Annotated in this window: 12 protein-coding genes; 8 read left to right on the top strand and 4 right to left on the bottom strand. The window is 76.1% G+C overall.

Annotated features, from left to right (window positions below; translation table 11 throughout):
* Window positions 1-21 precede the first annotated feature (21 nt).
* From ectB to ABD358_RS27115, 3 genes are all read left to right on the top strand, one after another.
* Window positions 22-1,290: a diaminobutyrate--2-oxoglutarate transaminase gene (ectB, locus tag ABD358_RS27125; protein WP_344633799.1), complete on the top strand. Its 1,269-nt coding sequence runs from the start codon at window positions 22-24 to the stop codon at window positions 1,288-1,290.
* 248 nt (window positions 1,291-1,538) lie between these two features.
* Window positions 1,539-2,222: a DUF4142 domain-containing protein gene (locus ABD358_RS27120; RefSeq protein WP_344633798.1), complete on the top strand. Its 684-nt coding sequence runs from the start codon at window positions 1,539-1,541 to the stop codon at window positions 2,220-2,222.
* Between the two features lie 154 nt (window positions 2,223-2,376).
* The gene (locus ABD358_RS27115) at window positions 2,377-2,937 is read left to right on the top strand and encodes a class F sortase (RefSeq protein WP_344633797.1); all 561 of its coding nucleotides are present in this window, start codon (window positions 2,377-2,379) and stop codon (window positions 2,935-2,937) included.
* An 88-nt stretch (window positions 2,938-3,025) separates the two neighbouring features.
* Here the strand turns inward: ABD358_RS27115 and ABD358_RS27110 are convergent, their stop codons facing one another.
* Entirely contained in the window at window positions 3,026-4,381 is a 1,356-nt protein-coding gene (locus ABD358_RS27110; RefSeq protein WP_344633796.1) for an SGNH/GDSL hydrolase family protein, read from the bottom strand.
* A gap of 44 nt (window positions 4,382-4,425) precedes the next feature.
* Entirely contained in the window at window positions 4,426-5,253 is an 828-nt protein-coding gene (locus ABD358_RS27105; RefSeq protein WP_344633795.1) for a polysaccharide deacetylase family protein, read from the bottom strand.
* Window positions 5,254-5,636: 383 nt separating this feature from the next.
* Here ABD358_RS27105 and ABD358_RS27100 point away from each other — a divergent pair, with 383 nt between their 5' ends.
* On the top strand, window positions 5,637-6,587 hold the full coding sequence (locus ABD358_RS27100; protein WP_425576437.1) for an alpha/beta hydrolase: 951 nt from the start codon (window positions 5,637-5,639) through the stop codon (window positions 6,585-6,587).
* A gap of 11 nt (window positions 6,588-6,598) precedes the next feature.
* Here ABD358_RS27100 and ABD358_RS27095 read toward each other — a convergent pair whose 3' ends face one another.
* Window positions 6,599-7,765 carry a PucR family transcriptional regulator gene (locus ABD358_RS27095; RefSeq protein WP_344633793.1) on the bottom strand — a complete coding sequence of 389 codons (1,167 nt, stop codon included), beginning with the start codon at window positions 7,763-7,765 and terminating at the stop codon, window positions 6,599-6,601.
* A 27-nt stretch (window positions 7,766-7,792) separates the two neighbouring features.
* Between ABD358_RS27095 and ABD358_RS27090 the strand changes: the two genes are divergently transcribed.
* Complete coding sequence (locus tag ABD358_RS27090) at window positions 7,793-9,142, top strand: extracellular catalytic domain type 1 short-chain-length polyhydroxyalkanoate depolymerase (RefSeq protein ID WP_344633792.1); 1,350 nt, start codon at window positions 7,793-7,795, stop codon at window positions 9,140-9,142.
* 79 nt (window positions 9,143-9,221) lie between these two features.
* Here the strand turns inward: ABD358_RS27090 and ABD358_RS27085 are convergent, their stop codons facing one another.
* Window positions 9,222-9,965, bottom strand: a complete 744-nt coding sequence (locus tag ABD358_RS27085) for a polysaccharide deacetylase family protein (RefSeq protein WP_344633791.1) — start codon at window positions 9,963-9,965, stop codon at window positions 9,222-9,224.
* Window positions 9,966-10,382: 417 nt separating this feature from the next.
* Between ABD358_RS27085 and ABD358_RS27080 the strand changes: the two genes are divergently transcribed.
* Genes ABD358_RS27080 through ABD358_RS27070 form a run of 3 tightly spaced genes read left to right on the top strand, consistent with a single transcriptional unit; the run spans window position 10,383 to window position 12,916 of the window.
* On the top strand, window positions 10,383-10,748 hold the full coding sequence (locus tag ABD358_RS27080; RefSeq protein ID WP_344633790.1) for an ArsR/SmtB family transcription factor: 366 nt from the start codon (window positions 10,383-10,385) through the stop codon (window positions 10,746-10,748).
* On the top strand, window positions 10,745-12,484 hold the full coding sequence (locus ABD358_RS27075; protein WP_344633789.1) for a SulP family inorganic anion transporter: 1,740 nt from the start codon (window positions 10,745-10,747) through the stop codon (window positions 12,482-12,484). The genes ABD358_RS27080 and ABD358_RS27075 overlap by 4 nt, the downstream gene beginning before the upstream one ends.
* Window positions 12,485-12,541: 57 nt before the next feature.
* Entirely contained in the window at window positions 12,542-12,916 is a 375-nt protein-coding gene (locus tag ABD358_RS27070) for an ArsC/Spx/MgsR family protein (RefSeq protein ID WP_344633788.1), read from the top strand.
* Window positions 12,917-12,952 lie beyond the last annotated feature (36 nt).

Raw genomic sequence — 12,952 nt, 5'->3', positions numbered from 1 at the left:
GTTCACCGAGGAGGACACGTCATGACCACCACCACAGCCGAACCGTCCGTCTTCGAGGTCCTGGAGTCGGAGGTGCGCAGCTACTGCCGCGGCTGGCCCGCCGTCTTCGACCGCGCCGAGGGCAGCCGCATGTACGACGAGGACGGCCGGGTCTGGCTCGACTTCTTCGCCGGGGCCGGGGCCCTCAACTACGGGCACAACAACAAGGTTCTCAAACGCGCCCTGCTGGACTACCTGGAGCGCGACGGCGTCACCCACGGTCTGGACATGTCCACCACCGCCAAACGGGCCTTCCTGGAGACGTTCCGCGATCTGGTCCTCGAGCCGCGCGGCCTGGACCACAAGGTGATGTTCACCGGCCCCACCGGGGCCAACGCCGTGGAGGCGGCCCTGAAGCTGGCCCGCAAGGTCAAGGGCCGCGAGACGGTGGTGTCGTTCACCAACGCCTTCCACGGCATGTCGCTGGGCGCGCTGGCGGTCACCGGCAACGCCTTCAAGCGGGCCGGCGCGGGCGTGCCGCTGGTGCACAGCGTGCCGATGCCGTTCGACGACTACTTCGGCGGCACGGTCGAGGACTTCCTGTGGTTCGAGCGGCTGCTGGGGGACCGCGGGTCCGGGCTCGGCCGTCCGGCCGCGGTGATCGTCGAGACCGTGCAGGGCGAGGGCGGCGTCAACGTGGCCCGGCCCGAGTGGCTGCGCGGTCTGGCCGACCTGTGCCGCCGCTGGGACATGCTGCTGATCGTCGACGACGTCCAGATGGGCTGCGGCCGCACCGGCGCCTTCTTCTCCTTCGAGGAGGCGGGCATCGTCCCGGACGTCGTCACCCTGGCGAAGTCCATCAGCGGCTACGGCCTGCCCATGGCGCTGACCCTGTTCCGGCCGGAGCTGGACGTGTGGGAGCCCGGCGAGCACAACGGCACCTTCCGCGGCAACAACCCGGCCTTCGTCACCGCCACCGCCGCGCTGGACACCTACTGGGCCGACGGCCAGACGGAGAAGCAGACCCTGGCCCGCGGCGAGCGGGTCGAGGCCGCCCTGCGCGCCATCGCCGCCGAGCACGGCGACGAGGTCGCCGGCGTCCGCGGCCGCGGCCTGGTGTGGGGCCTGGAGTTCCACGACAAGACGCACGCCTCCCGGGTGTGCGCCCGGGCCTTCGAGCTCGGGCTGCTGATCGAGACCTCCGGCCCGGAGAGCGAGGTCGTCAAGCTGCTCCCGCCCCTCACCACCACCCCGGACGAGCTGGACGAGGGCCTGCTCGTGCTGGCCCGCGCCGTCGCCGAGACGGCCTGAGCCCGGGAGGCCCGCGCCTCGCCGGCGGGCGGTTCCGCGTCCCCGGCGGCCCGCCTCCCCCACGGCGAAGTCCCCGGGCCTTCAAGGGGGCGCACTCCCCGGCCCCGTCACGCGGGTCCGCCTTCCCGGGCCCCGTCGGCCCCCACAGACCTCACAGACCCCACCGACCCCACGGGTGTCAGCACGGCACCCGCCGGAAGTCGGCCGCGGACGGTCCCGTTCCGGCCGACGACGAACGGAGCCTGAACATGCGTACAAGGCACTGGGCCTCCACCACCGTGGCGGCTCTCGTCCTGGCCGGCGCGTCCGCCGCCCCGGCCGTCGCCGTCGAGCAGGTCGGCGAGCAGGACAGCACCTTTCTGAAGGCAGCCCACCAGGGCAATCTCACGGAGATCGCCGCCGGCCGGGACGCGCAGGAGAACGCCGCCACCGCCTGTGTGCGGAACGTGGGCGCCACCCTGGTCCGCGACCACACGCGGCTGGACGCGCGGACCAAGGCCCTGGCGGACAAGTTCGGCGTCGCCCTGCCGGCCGCCCCCGCCCCCGAGCAGCGGCGGCAACTGGAGGACGTGCGGGCCAGGGCCGGCACCGCCGAGTACGACCGGGCCTGGCTGCGGGTGCAGGCCGCCTCCCACCAGAAGACCCTGGACCTGATCGACCAGGAACTCCGGGCCGGCCGGAATCCCGAGGTCAGGGCGGCGGCCCGGGCCGCCCGGCCGGTCGTCGCCATGCACCTGGAGATGGTCCGCGGCGGCACCTGCCGCGAGCACGCCGGCGCCGCGTCCGTCCCCGCGGGCAGCGGGGGCCGGGCGGCCGGGACGCCGGACGCGTCGCGGAGCGCCGGAGCGGCGGCCCTGGGCGGTGGGCTCCTCCTCGCGGCGGCCGGCGCCGCGTGGACCGTCCGCTCCCGCCGTGCCGCGGCCGGCCGCTGACCGCCCCTCCGCCGTGCGCGTCCGACCGCCGCGGTGGACCCGCCCCGGACCGGCCGGCGCCGGTCCGGGGCGGGCGGCCGTCCTGGCGGGACTGGCGGCGGCCGTCGCCGGAGCCCTCCTGCTGGGCAGCCCCGCCCCTTACGGACGGGACCCCGTGGGGAGCGCCGGGACCGTGCCCGGGGCGGCGGCCCCCTCCCCGGCCGTCCCCTCCTCCCCCGCGCTCCCCGCGGCGGCTCCGCCGGTCTCCCTCACCCTCCCCGGCCGGTTCACCGCGCCGGTCGAGGCCGTGGCCGCCGACGCCGGCGGCGCCCTGCGCCTCCCCGAGTCGCCGCGCCGGCTGGGCTGGTGGGCGCTCGGGGGCACGCCCGGGGCCGGGCGGGGCACGGTGCTGCTGGCCGGGCACGTCGACGTCCGGGGCGCGGGACCGGGGGTGTTCGCGGCCCTGCGCGAGGTGCCCCTCGGCACGTACGCCGACGTCACCACGGCGGACGGCGAGCGGCACCGCTATGTGATCACCGCGCGCCGGGTCCACCGCAGGGAGGCGCTGCCCGGGGACCTGTTCGGCTCCGGCGGCGCCGCCAGGCTGGCGCTGGTCACCTGCACGGGCCGCTGGCGGCCGGAGACGGGCGGCTACGAGGAGAACCTCGTGCTGTACGGCGTCCCGCTGCCGTCCGCCCGCCGCCCCGGGGACGGGCCCGGCGGGACGGCGTCCTGAGGCCGGGACGCGCCCGCCGCCCGGTACGGCCGGAGGCGTACCGGGCGGCGGGCGGGCCGGGCCGGCCCGGCGGGTGCGGCGGGTGCGGTCAGCGCAGCAGGTGCAGGGGGACGGCGTCCGCCATCGCCTTCGCGCCCGCGTCGCTGGGGTGCAGGTGGTCGCCGCTGTCGTAGCGGGGCAGCAGCCGCTGCGGGTCGGACGGGTCGCGCAGGGCCCGGTCGAAGTCGATGACCCCGTCGTACTCGCCGCTGGTGCGGATCCACCGGTTGACGGCCTGGCGGGCGGCCTCGTTCTCCTCGGTGTGGAAACCGAAGGTGTCGCCCTTGAACGGCAGGATCGTGCCGCCGTAGATCTTCAGACCGCGCTCGTGGGCGCGGGCGATGAGCTGGCGGTGGGCGGCGATGACGTCCCGCGCCGTGACCTTCTCGGACGTCGGGGCGGTGCCGGCGACCGGGTGGCCGAGGTCGTTCACCCCCAGCAGGACGACGACGTGCTCGGCGCCGGGCTGGGCGGCGACGTCGCGGTCGAAGCGGCGCAGCGCGCTCTGCCCGAAGTACGCGGCGTAGGCGTCCGCTCCGGAGCCCTCGGGCGGGTTGGGGTCGTGCAGCAGGCGGTTGCCGCTGATGCCCTGGTTGAGCACGCCGAGCGGGTGCGGGCCGCGGGCGTCGCGCAGCCGCCGGGCGAGGAAGTCGGGCCAGCGGTGGTTGGCGTTCACGTCGGTGTCGGAGCCGTCGGTGATGGAGTCCCCGAAGGCGACGACGGCCGCGGAGCGCGGGGAGCGGCCGTCCGCGGCGACGCTGACGCCGGTCAGGAAGTACCAGCGGTCCACGGTGGCGGTCGGGGTGACCTCCGCGGCGCGGGTGACGTTGCCGGAGGCGACGTAGTTGTGCTGGAACGCGAACGCGTGGACCGTCGAGCCCGGGGTGCGCTCGGGCAGGTGGATGCTGATCACCAGGTCGGAGCCCGCGGGCACCGTCAGCTCCACCGGGTCGCTGACGGCGGGGGCGCCGGCCGGGACGGTGACGGAGGTGCGTCCGCCGAAGGTGAGGGGGCGGTCGGTGCGGGTGTCGATGCGGGCGCCGGAGCCGCCGGCCCGGCGGGCGATGCGGGCCTCGCCGATGACCAGGGGCTGCTCGCCGAACTCGTTCGACAGCCGGACCCGGACCCGGTCGCCGCCGATGCTGGTGCGGACGGTCTGGCGGATGGTCTGGTTCTCGAAGGCGGTGGTGTCGGACGCGGGGACGGCCGTGGGGGTGGTCGACCAGGTGCCGACCCAGGTGCGGCCGCGGCCGTGCCCGTCCTTCCCGTCCTTCCCGTCCTTCCCGGACACGGCGGTGGCGGTGGTGGTGGCCGGTGTGGACTGCGCCGTCACCAGCAACAGCGCGCCGGTGAGCAGGGCCACCACGCAGGCCCGTGCGCGGCCGCGCGCGAAGTGTGGTCTCACGTCGGTTCTCCTGGAACGTCGGAGCGGGTGAACGCCGGGGAGGGTCAGCCGCGGCGGGCGGGCTTCTCGAAGCGCCAGCCCTCGGCCCTCAGCTGCGGGATGATCCGGTCGACGGCCTCGACGGTCTGGCTGCGGTCGCCGCCGCCGTCGTGCATCAGGACGACGGCCCCGGGGGTGACGCCCTCGGTGACGCGGCGGACCAGTTCGTCGGTGCCCGGCGGCTCCCAGTCGCCGATGGCGAGCCTCCAGCCCAGCGGCTGCATCCCCAGCGATGCCGCCACCTCGGGGCTCTTGCCCCAGCTGCCGTACGGGGCGCGGAAGTAGGGGATCGGTGCGCCCGGCGCCGCCTTGCGGATCTCGGCGCTGGTCCGCTCCAGGTCGGCGCGGATCCGCTCCTCGTCCCAGGCGCCCATGTCGTCGTGGTTCATGGAGTGGTTGCACAGCGTGTGGCCGCCCCGGACGATGGCGCGCACGAGGTCGGGGTGCTGCCTGACGTGGTCGCCCCACAGGCAGAAGACCGCCTTGACGCGGTGCTTCCGCAGCACCTCCAGCAGCTCCGGGGTGTCGGTGGGGTTGGGGCCGTCGTCGAAGGTCAGGGCGAGGGTCCGGCCCCCGTGCCGGGTGGAGTCGACGATGGCGGCCGTGGCCTTCCCCTTCCCGTTCCCCTGTCCCCTGCCCTGCTCCTGCGCCTGGCCCGCCTGGGCGGTGCCCGTCAGGCCGAGTGCGCCCAGGCACAGGCCGGTGGTGAGCAGCAGGGGCATCGCGAGGCGGCGCAGCGGGCGCGGGCGCCGGGAGCGCCTCCCGGCGCGGACGGTCCGCCCGGCGGCGCCGGTGGTCCCGGTGGTCCCGGTGGTCTCGGTGGTCTCGGTCAACGCTGGTCCCTTTCCGGTGCGTTGTCAGGCCGGCGCTCCACCGGGGTGCGGACACGCGTCCGTACGACATGAGCCGAAACGTTTCGGAAACTTTCCGGTCGAGCGGGGAGACCATAGAGAGGCCCCGGGCCCGCGTCAAGAACGTCCCGCTCCCCCTCCGAGAGGGCTTCTTCGCTGGTCGGAGCGGGTTTCGGCCGGATCACGGGGCCGGCCGCGCCGGGAAACGCCGCGAAGACCGCGCGGGTGTCGGTCCGGGGCCGCCGTTATCCCGACACCCGTCTGATGACCTGGGAGGACCCCCGATGCCACCGTCTCACCACGACACCACCGCACACCCCGCCAGGCCGTACCCGCACACCGACGACCGCGACCGGAGGACGGACATGCGCTACCGGTTCGATCCCGAGCTGGCCGCGGCGCTCCCGCTGATGCCCGAGGTCGACATCACCGACATCGACCTGGCGCGTGCCGCGCAGGCGGAGCAGCTCACCGCGCACATCGCGGCGGCGGACACGGAGGGGGTGGACGTCACCGAGGTCCGCGCGCCCGGCCCGGACGGCGCGCCCGACGTCCCGCTGCGGCTCTACCGGCCGCTCGGGGCGCGCGGTCCGCTGCCGGCCGTCTACGGCATCCACGGCGGCGGCTTCGTGCTGGGGTCGCCGGACGTCGACCACGACTGGAACCTGAGGCTGTGCCGGGAGCTGGAGGCGCTGGTGGTCTCGGTCGACTACCGCCTGGCGCCCGAGCACCCCTTCCCCGCGCCCCTGGAGGACTGCTACGCCGGGCTGTGCTGGCTGGCGGGGAACGCCGCCGCGCTGGGCGTCCTGCCCGACCGGATCGCCCTGTGGGGGGACAGCGCCGGGGCCGGCCTGGCCGCCGGGCTGGCCCTGCTCGCCCGCGACCGGGGCGGGCCGGCGGTCTGCTTCCAGCACCTGTGCAGCCCGGCGCTCGACGACCGGCTGGAGACGCCCAGCGCGCGGCTGTTCACCGACACCCCGGTGTGGAACCGGCGCAACGCCCGGCTGAGCTGGGAGGCCTACCTGGGGTACGGGGTGCGGGGCACCGCCGGGGTCTCCCCGTACGCGGCCCCCGCCCGCGCCACGGTCATCGAGCTGTCGGGCCTGCCGCCCGCGTACGTCTCGGTGATGGAGTACGACCCGCTGCGGGACGAGGGCGTCGGCTACGCCCGCGCCCTGCTGGCCGCGGGCGTGCCCGCCGAGGTGCACCTGTTCCCCGGCACCTTCCACGGCGCGTGGGCGGTGGAGCACGCCGCCGTCATACGGCGCGCGACCGACGAGGCGGTCGCGGTGCTGCGCGCGGCGCTGGGCCGGTGACCGGTGGACGGTCACGCGCCGCCGGGGTTACCGGCCAGCCGCAGGGCGTACAGCGCCAGCTGGGCGCGGAACCGGTCCCTGGGGTCGCGCAGGCGCCACCCCAGCTCCTTCTCCACGTGCGCCAGGCGGGCGGCCACCGAGCTGTGGTGGAGGTGGAGTTCGGCGGCGGCCTGCCGCAGCGAGCCCGTGCGGCAGAACGCGGCCAGGGCGGCCAGCGGGTCGGCGCCCTGCCCGCCCCGCTCCCCGTCGGCCAGTTCCGCCAGCCGCCGCACGTCCGCCTGGTCGCGCAGCCGCTCCACGGGAATGTCCGCCAGCAGCGCGACGGGGCCGAGCTCGTCGTGGTCGGCCACGGCCTCCTCCGGGGTGCCGGGGGCGGTGAACCGCAGGGCGTCGCGGGCCTGCTCCCAGGAGGTCCGCGCGTCCAGGGGGTCCGCCGCGCCGCCGACGCCGACCCGGACGCCGTGCGCGGCCCCGCGGCCCGTGCCGCGGTCGCGGGCCCGGTCGCGGACGGCCGCCCGCAGCTCAGCGGCCGGTGAGGCGGTGCCGCCGCGCGGGCCGCCCGGGCGCGCGGCCAGCACCGCGCCCAGCGAGCCGACCCGCGCCACCCGCACGGCGCCGGGCAGCGCGCCGCGGCCGAGCAGCGCCACCGCCTCCACGCCCACGTCCGTTCCCCGTCCGCCGGCCACCGCGACCACCCGCAGCGGCGTCTCGGGGGCCAGGCCCAGCAGCCGCAGCGCGCGGGCGCGGTCGGGGGCGTCCTCCCGCCCGGACAGCACCAGCTCGACCAGCGCCGGGTCGGCGGCCCGGGGCGGGCGGGTCTGCCGGGGGCGGCCGGCCAGCACGCGGGCGGCGATGGCCATCCACTCCAGGACCAGTTCGTCGAAGGGGCCCGGTGTGCCGGGCCGCTCCAGCCAGACCCGCCCGGCCGGCTCCAGGTCCACCCGGCCGGAGACGTGTCCGGGCGCGCCCGGGAGGGCGACGCCGCCCGGGCCGAACCGCGCGGTGCGGCCGTCGGGCAGTTCCAGGCCCGCCGGGCACCCGGCCAGCCCGGCGGTGGACCGGGCCAGGGTGGCCGGGTCGAGCCCGCCGCCGAGCAGCGCCTCGAAGTGGGCGATCACGCGCACGGCGGTGGCGGCGTCCGCGTCGAGCTCCGACAGCCGCAGCAGCAGTCCCTTCACAGTCCGCAGTCTAGGAAGGACGACGACATGACCGACAGATCCGTGCACGCGACGGACGGAACCGCGGGGAGGAGGCGACGGCCCGGGGCGCGTCTCGCGGCGCTCCTGGGGGGCGTCCTGCCGATGCTGGCGGCGTTCCTCGTCGCCCTCGCCGCGCCGCCCGCCTCGGCGGCCTCCCTGACGGAGGTGACCGGCTTCGGCGCCAACCCGAGCAACCTGCGGATGCACCTGTACGTGCCCGACCGGGTGCAGCAGAGGCCGGGGCTGCTGGTGGCGGTGCACTACTGCACCGGCTCCGGCCCGGGGTTCTACTCCGGCACGGAGTTCGCCCGGCTCGCCGACCAGCACGGGTTCATCGTGATCTACCCGTCGGCGACCCGCAGCGGCAGCTGCTACGACGTCTCCTCGCCCCAGGCGCTGCGCCGTGACGGGGGCAGCGACCCGGTGGGCATCCGGTCGATGGTGGGCTACGTCCAGCAGCGCCACAACGTCGACCCCGAGCGGATCTTCGCCGTCGGCTCCTCGTCGGGCGCGATGATGACCAACGTCCTGCTGGGCAACTACCCCGACGTGTTCAGGGCGGGCGCGTCCTTCGCGGGCGTGCCGCACTCCTGCTTCTCCACCACCGACGGCTCCAGCTGGAACAGCTCCTGCGCCAACGGGACCCGGAACCACACGCCGCAGCAGTGGGGCGACATGGTCCGGAACGCGTACCCGGGCTACACCGGCCCCCGGCCGCGCGTCCAGATCTGGCACGGCACCAACGACGACACCATCCGCTACCCGAACTTCACCGAGCAGATCGAGCAGTGGACCAACGTCCACGGGCTGAGCCAGACCCCGTCGTCCACCGACTCCCCGCAGAACGGCTGGACCCGCACCCGCTACGGCGGCACCGGCGCCCAGGCCCCGGTGGAGGCCATCAGCATCCAGGGCGGCAGCCACGCGATACCCACCACCGGCATGGCGGCCCGGGTCATCTCGTTCTTCGGCCTGGACGGCGCCGGCACCCCGCCGGACGAGCCCACCGACCCGGACCCCGGGCCCGACCCGGTGCCGGGCGCCTGCCGGGTCGCCTACACCGTCAACGCCTGGAACACCGGCCTGACCGCGACCGTCACCGTCACCAACACCGGCAGCGCGCCCGTCTCCGGCTGGTCGCTGGGCTTCACCCTGCCCGCCGGGCAGACCATCGTCTCCGGCTGGGGCGCGACGTACAGCCCCTCCAGGGGCGCGGTGACCGCCAGGGCCGTCTCCTACAACTCCACGCTGGCCCCCGGGGCGAGCGTCCAGATCGGCTTCCAGGCGAGCCACACCGGCAACACCGGGAAGCCCTCCTCCTTCACCCTGAACGGGAGCGCCTGCTCCACCGCCTGACGGACCCTCCGTCACCGGCGTGACCCGGCCCCGGCGGGGAGCTCCCCGCCGGGGCCGGGCCGTCCTTCCGGCCGCCGGGTCAGCGGACGGCCGGCTGGTCGAAGGAGTATCCCTGGGCCCGCAGCTGCGGGATGGTCTGGTCGACGGCCGAGACCGTCTGGCTGCGGTCGCCGCCGCCGTCGTGCATCAGGACGACGGCCCCGGGGGTGACGCCCTGCATGATGCGGCGGACCAGCTCACCGGTGCCCGGGGGCTGCCAGTCGTTGATCGCCAGCCGCCAGCCCAGGGGCTGCATCCCCAGCGACGCGGCCACCTGCGGGGACTGGCCCCAGTTGCCGTACGGGGCGCGGAAGTAGGTGATCTGCGCGCCCGGCGCGGCCTGGCGGATCAGGTTGTTGGTCTGCTCCAGGTTCTGGCGGATCTGCTGCTGCGACCAGCCGCCCATGTCCTGGTGGGACATGGTGTGGTTGCACAGCCGGTGGCCCTCCGCGGCGATCTGCCGCACCAGGTGGGGGTACTGCCTGACGTGGTCGCCCCACAGGCAGAAGGTCGCCTTGACGCCGTGCCTGCGGAGCACCTCCAGCAGGCGCGGGGTGTGGGTGGGGTCGGGGCCGTCGTCGAAGGTGAACGAGACGGTCCGGCCGCCGCTCTGGGTGGAGGTGACGACGGTGCCGTCGACGGCCTGGGCCGGTCCCGCCGCGGTCAGGGTGCCCAGGCACAGCCCGGCGGAGAGCAGCACGGACGTCGCCAGGCGGCGCAGCCGGCTCCGGCGCCTGAGGGACGTGCGGCCCGGGGCCGTCCTCTCGGTGGTCCTCGTGGTCACGGTCAACTCTGGTTCCTTTCCGGCGCGGCACCGGTCCGGTGCTCCTCGTCCGGGAGCGCGGCGGCGCGGTCCGCACCGATGTGGGGGGTGAAAGTTTTCGGAACCTTTCCGGTCGAGCGAGGAGACAGTAGGAAGGCCCCGGCTCGGCGTCAAGCACCGCCCCCGACTCCTCGGGTGAGGCGTTCTCCCTGGTCAGGAGGGGTGGTGAGGGGTTTTCCCACCGGTCGGCGGGGTGAAGAGCGAGCGATTGTCGGGCCGTGGAGGCCGTCCCTCCGCCAGTCGTCTGACGCCTCCGGCTCACTCCCCCGCCGCCGTCCCGCCGGATCGGTAAATTGCAAAATTCTGCAATTCATTAGACGCTGTATCCGCCGCGCTTCCCCCGTGGGCGGCGACAGACCGCGAGAGACCGAGGTTCCCGTGCCGGTTCCGCTGTACCAGGCCAAGGCCGAGTTCTTCCGGATGCTGGGGCATCCGGTCCGCATCCGGGTCCTGGAGCTGCTCCAGGACGGCCCGATGCCCGTGCGCGACCTGCTGGCCGCGATCGGGATCGAACCCCCCAGCCTCTCCCAGCAGCTCGCGGTGCTGCGCCGCTCGGGCATCGTCACCGCCACCCGCGAGGGCTCCACCGTCGTGTACGAACTCGCCGGCGGGGACGTGGCCGAGCTGATGCGGGCCGCCCGCCGCATCCTGACCGAGATGCTCGCCGGGCAGAACGAGCTCCTGGAGGAGCTGCGCGCCGCCACCGGGACCGGCACGGCGCAGGCCGGGGGCGGAACGGAGTGAGCGCCGCCCCCCGCCGGGTGTGGGCCCCGGTGCGCTCCCTGCTGCCCGCCCGCTCCGACCTGTCCGCGATGGCCTCCGCCCCGCGCCGGGACCTCCTGGCCGGTCTGACCGTGGCGGTCGTGGCGCTGCCCCTGGCGCTGGGCTTCGGAGTCTCCTCCGGGCTCGGCGCGGAGGCCGGCCTGGCCACCGCGGTGGTCGCCGGCGCCCTGGCCGCCCTCTTCGGCGGCTCCGACCTCCAGGTCTCCGGGCCCACCGGCGCGATGACCGTGGTGCTGGTCCCGATCGTCGCCGCGCACGGCCCCTCCGGGGTGCTGACCGCGGGCCTGCTCGCGGGCCTGATGCTGGTCGCGCTCGCCCTCGCCCGCGCGGGCCGCTGGATGCGGTACGTCCCGGCGCCCGTGGTGGAGGGCTTCACCCTCGGGATCGCCTGTGTGATCGCCCTCCAGCAGGTCCCCGGCGCCCTGGGGGTGCCCGCGCCGGAGGGCGACCGGGTCCTGGTCACCGCCTGGCGGGCCGCGCGGGAGTTCGCGGCGCACCCGAACTGGACGGCCCTCGCGCTGGCCCTCGGCGTCGCCGCCGCCATGCTGCTGGGCGCGCGGTGGCGGCCGGCCGTCCCGTTCTCCGTCCTCGCGGTGATCGCCGCGACGGCGGCCGCCGGACTCCTCGGCCTGGAGGACGCCACGCCGATCGGCGACCTGCCGCCCGGCCTGCCCGCGCCCTCCCTGGGCTTCCTCGACCTCTCCGCGCTGCCCTCGCTGCTCGCCCCGGCGGTGGCGGTGGCGGCGCTGGCCGCGCTGGAGTCGCTGCTGTCGGCGTCGGTCGCGGACGGCATGACGGTCGGGCAGCGGCACGACCCGGACCGGGAGCTGTTCGGGCAGGGACTGGCGAACATCGCCGCCCCGCTGTTCGGCGGCGTGCCCGCCACCGGCGCCATAGCCCGCACCGCCGTCAACGTCCGCACCGGCGCCCGCTCCCGGCTGGCGGCGCTCGCGCACGCCGCCGTCCTCGCCGCCGTCGTCTTCGCCGCCGCCCCGCTGGTCTCCCGCATCCCGCTGGCGGCGCTGGCCGGTGTGCTGCTGGCCACCGCCGTGCGCATGGTGGAGGTCGGCTCGCTGCGCGCGATGGCCCGCGCCACCCGCTCCGACGCGGTCGTCCTGGCGCTGACGGCCGTGACGACCCTGGTGCTGGACCTGGTGTACGCGGTGATCGCCGGCCTGACCGTCGCGGGCGCGCTCGCCCTGCGGGCGGTGGCCCGGCAGGCCCGCCTGGACCAGGTGGACGTCACCCCGGACCTGCCCGGCGAGCACGGCGACGAGGAGCGCGCCCTGCTGGCCGAGCACATCGTCGCCTACCGGATCGACGGCCCGCTGTTCTTCGCCGCCGCCCACCGCTTCCTGCTGGAGCTGTCCGAGGTCGCCGACGTCCGCGTGGTGATCCTGCGGATGTCGCGCGTGACGACGGTGGACGCCACCGGCGCCCTCGTCCTCAGGGACGTGGTGGAGAAGCTGCGGCGGCGCGGCATCGCCGTGCTGGTCTCCGGCGTGCGGCCCGGCCAGCGGCAGGCCCTGGAGTCCGTCGGCGCGCTGGACGCGATACCCCCGCGGGACCGCGTCTACGCCGGCACCCCCGAGGCGATCCGGGGCGCCCGCGCGTACCTGCGCGGCGCCGGAGTGCTGCCCGCCCCGGCGGGCGCGCCCGCCGGGGAGCGCGCGCCCGCCGGGGAGCCCGCGCGCTGAGCGGCGCCCCGGGCAGGTCCTTCCCGGCGGGGGGCGCGCCGCGGCTACGGTGGCCCCATGGAGATCTGGATCAACCCCGCCTGCTCGAAGTGCCGCAGCGCGGTGAAGCTGCTGGACGCCGAGGGCGCGCAGTACACCGTCCGCCGCTACCTGGAGGACCCGCCGGACGAGCGGGAGCTGGGGGAGGTGCTGGAGCGGCTGGGGCTGGAGCCGTGGGACATCGCCCGGACCCAGGAGCCCGAGGCCAGGGAGCTGGGGCTGAAGGCATGGCCGCGGGAGCCCGCCGAGCGGGACCGGTGGATCGCGGCGCTGGCGGAGCACCCGCGGCTGATCCAGCGGCCGATCATCACCGCCGACGACGGCTCGGCGGTCGTGGCCCGCAGCGAGGAGGCCGTGCGCGACGCGCTGTCCCGCGACGCCGGGGACCGCTGACCCCGCTCCCCGGCCGAGCCGCCGGGGCCGGCGCGG

The sequence above is a fragment of the Streptomyces glaucosporus genome (genome assembly GCF_039533345.1).
GTDB classification, from domain to species: Bacteria; Actinomycetota; Actinomycetes; order Streptomycetales; family Streptomycetaceae; genus Streptomyces; species Streptomyces glaucosporus.
This window is presented reverse-complemented; position numbering and strand designations above follow the sequence as displayed.